Genomic DNA, 6,122 nt, shown 5'->3' with positions numbered 1-6,122 from the left:
TCTGATGGTCATGTTGCCTGCTGGGTGGGGGAGTCGAATGACGGTACTATGCCTGAAGGAACAGCGGGTTGGCGAGTCTCACCCGACGCCACCTGAATAGTTACACAGGAAGAACGTCAGCGCGGAGCGCTGGGGCCGGCCGTGCCCCCAGCGCCCAATGAGGAAGTACATGCCCACCAGGCTTAGATCAAAAAACACGTAAAACAGCAGCAGATCCAGCACCAGAAATACCGCCAGCGACGTGGCCATCAAGAACAGCATCCAGCCGTAATACTGATGCGCCGGCGCGGGCTGCGCGTCTTTTGGGGTATCCAGCGGGTAGGCAACGGCGGCGACAAAAATCAGCGCGCTCATGGTCACCACCGCCAGCGCGATGCCGTCGACCCCGACCCGATAGGCCACGCCGATGGACGGCACCCAGGGCACTTCCCATACGTGTTGAAAGAGCGGCCCGTCGGGATCGAAACCAAACCAGGCCACGACAAGAATCAGCAGCGCGGCAGCTGCTACCAGGGTGGCAAAGGCGCGGGCGCTGCGCGCCGTCCAGCCCGGGACAAAAGCCAGCAGCAACGCACCCAATAACGGTAAGCACCAGGCCAGGGTCAACATCACGGGGTTTGCTCCTTACAGCGCATCGCCGATTAACAGCAGGATCAATAAAACGGCAAAGCCGATGGCCATACCGGCGTAGTAATGATGGGTCTGCCCGGACTGGGTTTGACGCGCGCGGCCGCCGCCGCGATTGGCCAGCCGGGAAAGGGTTTCGGGCAGCCGTTCCGACAGGGCTTCGCCGGCGGTCGCGCCGAACGCAGCTATCCGGGTCACCGCCGACGCGCTGCCGTGCAGGCTGGCCTCGACGCCCTCCGCATCGCGCCGGGCCAGAGCAGCGGCGGCGCGGGATGCCTGCCCGGAGAGCCGCAGGGTGGCGCTTTCCAGCACGTCGCGATCAAACCGCGCCAGGCCGCTGCTCAGCGCCACCACGGCGGTGCCCACGCCGCGCGTCAGGGGCTCAAGCCCCCACCAGCCACGGGCGAGGCGCACCCAGCCTTTTTGCCCGCGGGGACGGCCTCGCTGCACCAGCGCCGCGCCAAGACCAATGCCCGCTACCGCCAGCGCAAGCGATACGCCCAGCAGCCAGAGGTGGCTTTCCGCCAGCGCCCACGCCGGCGGCTGCAGCCAGCGCCGAGCCTCGGGCCACCACAAAAGGGAAAGCCCCAGGGTCAGCGCGCAGAGCGCACCCAGCGCCACACCCTCAAGCCGGCGAGTGCCTGAAAGCGATGACGCGCGCCGCCGGGCACGCCAGCCGCGAACGGGGCCAAACGCCGCCAGCTGAAAGCGCGTGGCGTACATGGCACTCAGCCCCCCGGCCAGCAGCACCCCAGCCGCCAGCCACGGCGAGGCGGCATAGGCCGCCGAGACGATTTGCTCCTTGGTCCAGGCCGCCCCCAGCGGCACCATGCCGGCTAGCGCCAGGGCGAAGGTGCCGCTAATCAAAGCGATCATCGGCAGGCGATCCCCCAGGCGCATGTCGTCAAGCTGATAGCTCTGAACCTTGCGCTCGGCCACGCCGGTGGTTAAAAACAGGCCGGCCTTGAAAAAGCCGTGGCTCAAGAAATGCAGCAGCGCCACGCCGGGGAACCCGGCGCCGATGGCCACCCACATCAGCCCGTACTGGGCCGAGGTCGACGCGGCCAGCAGCCGCTTGGCATGGCCCTGCATCAGGCTTGTCACGCCGCCCAAAAGCGCCGTTGCCAGCCCGATCAGCATAGTGGCCGGCATCAGCCACGCCACCTCCGCCAGCAGCGGCTGAAGCCGCGCCAGCAGGTACATGCCGGCGGCCACCAGCGTGGCGGCATGGAGCAGCGCCGACACCGACACCGGGCCGGCCATCGCAGCAAACAGCCAGGCAGAGAACGGCACCTGGGCCGACTTGGCCACGGCGGCGAGCAGAATGCCCGCCGCGGCCACCTGCAGCAGGCCGCCGTCCAGTTCGGCCAGCTGCTGATAGTCAAAGCTGCCGCTGCCCGCGAACACGGCTGCGGCGGCGATATACAGCCCCAGATCGCCAAAGCGCGTGACCAGAAAGACCTGAGCGGCGTTTTTCACCGTGTCGCCGCTCTGCCAGCGGTGAAGCACAAGCGCCCAGGAACAGGCCCCGATCAGCTCCCAGGCCACCAGCAGGGTGAGCAGATCCCGGGCCAGCACCAGCATCTCCATGGCCCCCACAAAGGCCACCATGATTGCCAGCAGCCGGCCCAGCGGGGCGCGCTCGTGGGCACCGGCGAACAGCACCACCGGAAGCGCCATAAGAGGGATCGCCAGCGCCATGAATTGACTCGCCGGTGTCAGCCCCACCTTCAGCGCCAGCGCGGCGTTCAGCGTGTAGCTGCCCTGCCATGGCTGAATGCTCCCCGGGATCAGCGTGCCCGCAACGATCGTGGCGATAGTTGCCACCAAAGCGAGCAGCGCCAGCAGCGTGACGCCCACCCGCCCTTCTCGGCGGCCGACAAGGTAGATCAGCGGTGCCATGAGCACCGGCAGTAACGGGGCAATCCACAGCATCATGTTGTCAGCCCTTCAGATCCGCGATGGACTCGGTGACATCCGCCTGCTTGCCGCGATACACCGCCACGACAAGGGCAAACCCCATGGCCATTTCAATGGCCATGACCGCCATGACCACAATGGTCAGAAGCTGCCCTTCGGGCGCGCCGGCACCGCTCATGGCCCAGAAGCCCACGGCCGCCAGCATCACGCCGTTAAGCATCAGCTCAAGCCCCATCATCAACATCACGAAGGACTGCTGGGAAAGCGTGCCGTAAATGCCGATGCCGATCAGCGCCGCTGCCAGCAGCAATACCGCGGTCAAGGTCATGGTCCGCTCCTGTTAGTGGCCGTGGTGATGGTGATGGTGCCCGCCGGCTTCTTCGCTTTTTTCGGGCATGCCTGCCGGGTCCCCGCCGGGTTCAAGTCCCGGCGGCATCGAGCCGTGCTGGGCCGAGCCAAAGCGCCCCCGGGGGCTTGAAAGCACCACCACGCCAATCATGGTGGCCAGCAGCACAACGCCTGCGGACTCGAATATCAGCATCGAGTCGCCCATCAGCTCATGGCCCAGGGAGGCCACAGGCTCAAGATCCGCCGGCAGCGCCTGCTGCGGGAAGCCGGCCAGCAGCGCCATGGCCGCGAGTATGGCAAAGCCGGCCACCCCCGCGCCGATGGAAAGTTTGTGCTGGTGCACCATCATCATGGGATTGAGGCCCGCCGGGTTCATCATGAACATCACCATGAACAGCGCCATGACCATCATCTCGACGCCCATCATGAAAAACATCGCCACGCCCAGGTACACCGCCGACAGCAGCAGCATGATCGCGCCCACGGCAATAAAGGACAGCAGCAGAAAAAACGAGGCCCGCACCATGGAGTCAGTGCGAAACACCCGCCACCCGGTATAAACGGCAAACACCGCGAGCAGCCAAAAGGCCACATCCACACCGATAGAAGTGTTCATAAAAGCGCCACCACTCCGGCCCAGACAAGATCGACAAACGAAAGCGGCAACAGCACCAGCCACATCAGGCTCAGACACCGCGACGGAGAAACCACCGCAAACCAGCGCCCCAGCCCGGCCAGCACGGCGAGCACCGCCAGCATCTTGAGCACCACCCACAGCGGCCCGGGCAGCCACGGCCCCAGCCAGCCGCCGAGAAACACCGTAGCCGCAATGCCGCTAAAGGCCACCAGCATGGCGCTGCGGGCAAGCGCCCACACCAGCCGCGGCGGGCCTGACACCGCAACGCCGGTACCGCCGGCCATATCCCGGGTGTCGGCCAGGTTGAACGGGCCGCGAAAGGTCAGCGCCAGCCCCACCAGCAAAAACAGCGGCAGGCCCAGCGGCTGGCGCACGATGTTCCACACGTCCTCCTGGGAGGTCACGATTTGAGTCAGCGCCAGCGACTCCGCCGGCAGCGCCGCTCCGATCAGCACAAACATGCTGATCAGAAGGTAGGAGAGCCCCAGCGCCACGTAGCGATAGGCCCCCATCAGGGCAAAATGGCTGTTGGCCGACCAGCCGTGGAGAAATATCACCACGGTGGCCAGCGCCTCCACGCTGCCCCACAGCACCAGGCTGGTGGCCAGATCCGTCGCCACCCAGTCACGCGACCAGGGCACCAGCGCCAGCCCCACCGCCGCCAGCGCGAGATACAGCGCCGGTGCCAGCCGCCAGCCCCAAAGGTCCGGCGCTTCGGTGGTGTTGGCCTGCTGGACCAGCAGCCACGCGCCCCGGCTCAAGGGGCTCAGCCACACGCTTTGCGCCTGTGGCGGCCCCAGCAGGCGCGCGGCCAGGCCGTCCAGCACCGCCCAGAGATACACGCCGCCGCCCAGCACGGCAAACACCAGCACCGGCGGCCAAAACAGCTGTTCGAGCATCACGGATGCGGCCATGGCGACACCTCCGCTACGTCCAGACTGGCCACGGTGGCCAGCGCCTCGCTCCACTCAAGCCCCGGCAGCTGGTTTTCCAGCAGCTCATGGGCGCTGCCCGTTCCCTGCGGCAGCTCGATCGAATCGGTCGCGGCCGTGACGGCGTCGCCTTGCTCGGCCCGGCCAATCAGCCGCAGGGACTGCTGGATTTCCGCCAGGCGCTGGCGCCAGCGCGCCGGCACGTCGCCGGCCTGCTGGGTAACGGGGGAAAACCCCAGCCGGCGGTAGCCGTCATCGGCGTGGCGGGCATCGTCTTCTACGCCGGCTGCGCGGGCGGCCACGCCGCCCAGGGCCCGGGCGTCTTCGCCCTCAAGCGTGGCACCCCGGGGCAGATACAGGGCAAAAAAACCGCGGCGAACCAGCGCCCGCTCAAACGCCGTGAAGGCTTTATCCAGCGCCTGGACGGGCCGGCTGTCGCACTGCTCGGCGAGGGCCAGCGCGCGCCGGGCAAGACCCGGCAGGTGCGCCAGCCCCAGAGCGTGAAAAAAAGCGTATAGATGATGTTGAACGCGCTTGCGCTCCAGCTCGGCGATGGCCACCGGCCGGCTTTGGGCCTCAACAAAAATTTGCGGCACGGCCTGGGGAAACGCCGGGGACACCACGGCAAACTGCTGCACGATATCGCCCTGCAGCGCCACCTCGGCTGCGAGCCCCGCCGGCCACAGCGGAAAAAACGGCCCCAGCCGAAACGTCAGCACGTCCAGCGCCAGGCCGTCGCGCAGATCCGGCGTGGGCGGCATGGCCATGGGCCGGCCGTAGGGCACGCCGCCCATCATGCCTTCACCGCCGTGGCCGTCGTCACCCAGCCCCTGCCAGGGGTTGGGCGGAGTATCCGGCAGCAGCCGGGGGGCGGTGTCCTGCTCCCGGGTGATCAGCCGGCGCCAGGTCTTTTTCACCGCGCCGGGCAACGCCGCCGGGTCATCGATGATGACGGCGCCGGGCTGATTCAGCTCCAGCAGCGGCTCGCTTTGGTACCAGAGCGTGGCACAAGGGGCCGGCAGCTGGTCGTGCACCCGGCGCAGGGCGTCTTGCAAATGGGGCGGCACGCCGCCGGCGACCAGCAGTATCGCGGCGTGGCGCGGGGTGTCCACCAGCGCAATGCCGGGGTCCCGGGCCAGCCGGTACAGGGCGTCTTCCCCGTGCATGCCCAAGGCCGGAAACACCGTGGCCGGGCCGCGCACGGCCAGGCGCGAAAGCCAGCTTACTGCCACTTGAACACTCCCTCTCGCCAGCCGTATACAATGCCGACGCCGAGGATGGACAAAAACATGCCCATTTCCATCACCGCTTTCATGCCTTGTTCCACATAGACCGCGGCCCACGGGTACATGAACATCATCTCCATTTCGAAGGCGATCAATAAAAGCGTCATGGGATAGTAGCGTATGTGGTAGCGGCTCCAGGCGTGGGTATCCGGCGTGCCCCCGCCCAGAAACGGCGCCCGCTGGGGGTAGGTCGGGCTCGCGCCGTGCCGGCCCGGCCACCGCTGCAGCAGCAAACCGCCGCCCAGCCCCAGCAGCAATATCAGTAGAAGCGTCAGCAGCTCCATGATAACCCTGCCTTACAGATGCGCATAATGGTGGTCTATGATGCTTTTACGTGCAGTTTGATACCTTTGCCCGGCACTCAGGTCAAGG

General features: G+C 66.8%; 7 protein-coding genes. All 7 read right to left on the bottom strand.

Annotated elements, in window-relative coordinates:
• Positions 1–78: 78 nt before the first annotated feature.
• The 7 genes from ABD654_RS09080 to ABD654_RS09050 are packed head-to-tail and all read right to left on the bottom strand — an operon-like array spanning position 79 to position 6,034.
• Positions 79–612 (bottom strand): hypothetical protein, encoded by a 534-nt coding sequence (locus tag ABD654_RS09080; RefSeq protein WP_344704445.1) that lies wholly within the window; start codon positions 610–612, stop codon positions 79–81.
• Positions 613–624: 12 nt separating this feature from the next.
• Entirely contained in the window at positions 625–2,565 is a 1,941-nt protein-coding gene (locus ABD654_RS09075) for an NADH-quinone oxidoreductase subunit 5 family protein (RefSeq protein ID WP_344704443.1), read from the bottom strand.
• 4 nt (positions 2,566–2,569) lie between these two features.
• Positions 2,570–2,875: an NADH-quinone oxidoreductase subunit NuoK gene (gene nuoK / locus ABD654_RS09070; RefSeq protein ID WP_344704441.1), complete on the bottom strand. Its 306-nt coding sequence runs from the start codon at positions 2,873–2,875 to the stop codon at positions 2,570–2,572.
• 12 nt (positions 2,876–2,887) lie between these two features.
• Positions 2,888–3,511, bottom strand: a complete 624-nt coding sequence (locus tag ABD654_RS09065; protein ID WP_344704439.1) for an NADH-quinone oxidoreductase subunit J family protein — start codon at positions 3,509–3,511, stop codon at positions 2,888–2,890.
• Positions 3,508–4,446 (bottom strand): complex I subunit 1 family protein, encoded by a 939-nt coding sequence (locus tag ABD654_RS09060; protein ID WP_344704437.1) that lies wholly within the window; start codon positions 4,444–4,446, stop codon positions 3,508–3,510. Before ABD654_RS09060 ends, ABD654_RS09065 begins: the two co-directional genes overlap by 4 nt.
• A complete protein-coding gene (locus tag ABD654_RS09055; RefSeq protein ID WP_344704434.1) occupies positions 4,431–5,696 on the bottom strand; it encodes an NADH-quinone oxidoreductase subunit D-related protein in 1,266 nt (421 codons plus the stop codon). Before ABD654_RS09055 ends, ABD654_RS09060 begins: the two co-directional genes overlap by 16 nt.
• The gene (locus tag ABD654_RS09050) at positions 5,687–6,034 is read right to left on the bottom strand and encodes an NADH-quinone oxidoreductase subunit A (protein ID WP_344704432.1); all 348 of its coding nucleotides are present in this window, start codon (positions 6,032–6,034) and stop codon (positions 5,687–5,689) included. Before ABD654_RS09050 ends, ABD654_RS09055 begins: the two co-directional genes overlap by 10 nt.
• Between the last annotated feature and the right edge of the window lie 88 nt (positions 6,035–6,122).

Source organism: Halomonas cibimaris (assembly GCF_039537045.1).
Taxonomy (GTDB): domain Bacteria; phylum Pseudomonadota; class Gammaproteobacteria; order Pseudomonadales; family Halomonadaceae; genus Vreelandella; species Vreelandella cibimaris.
Note: the sequence above shows the minus strand (reverse complement) of the source record. Positions and strands in the feature narration are given on the sequence as shown.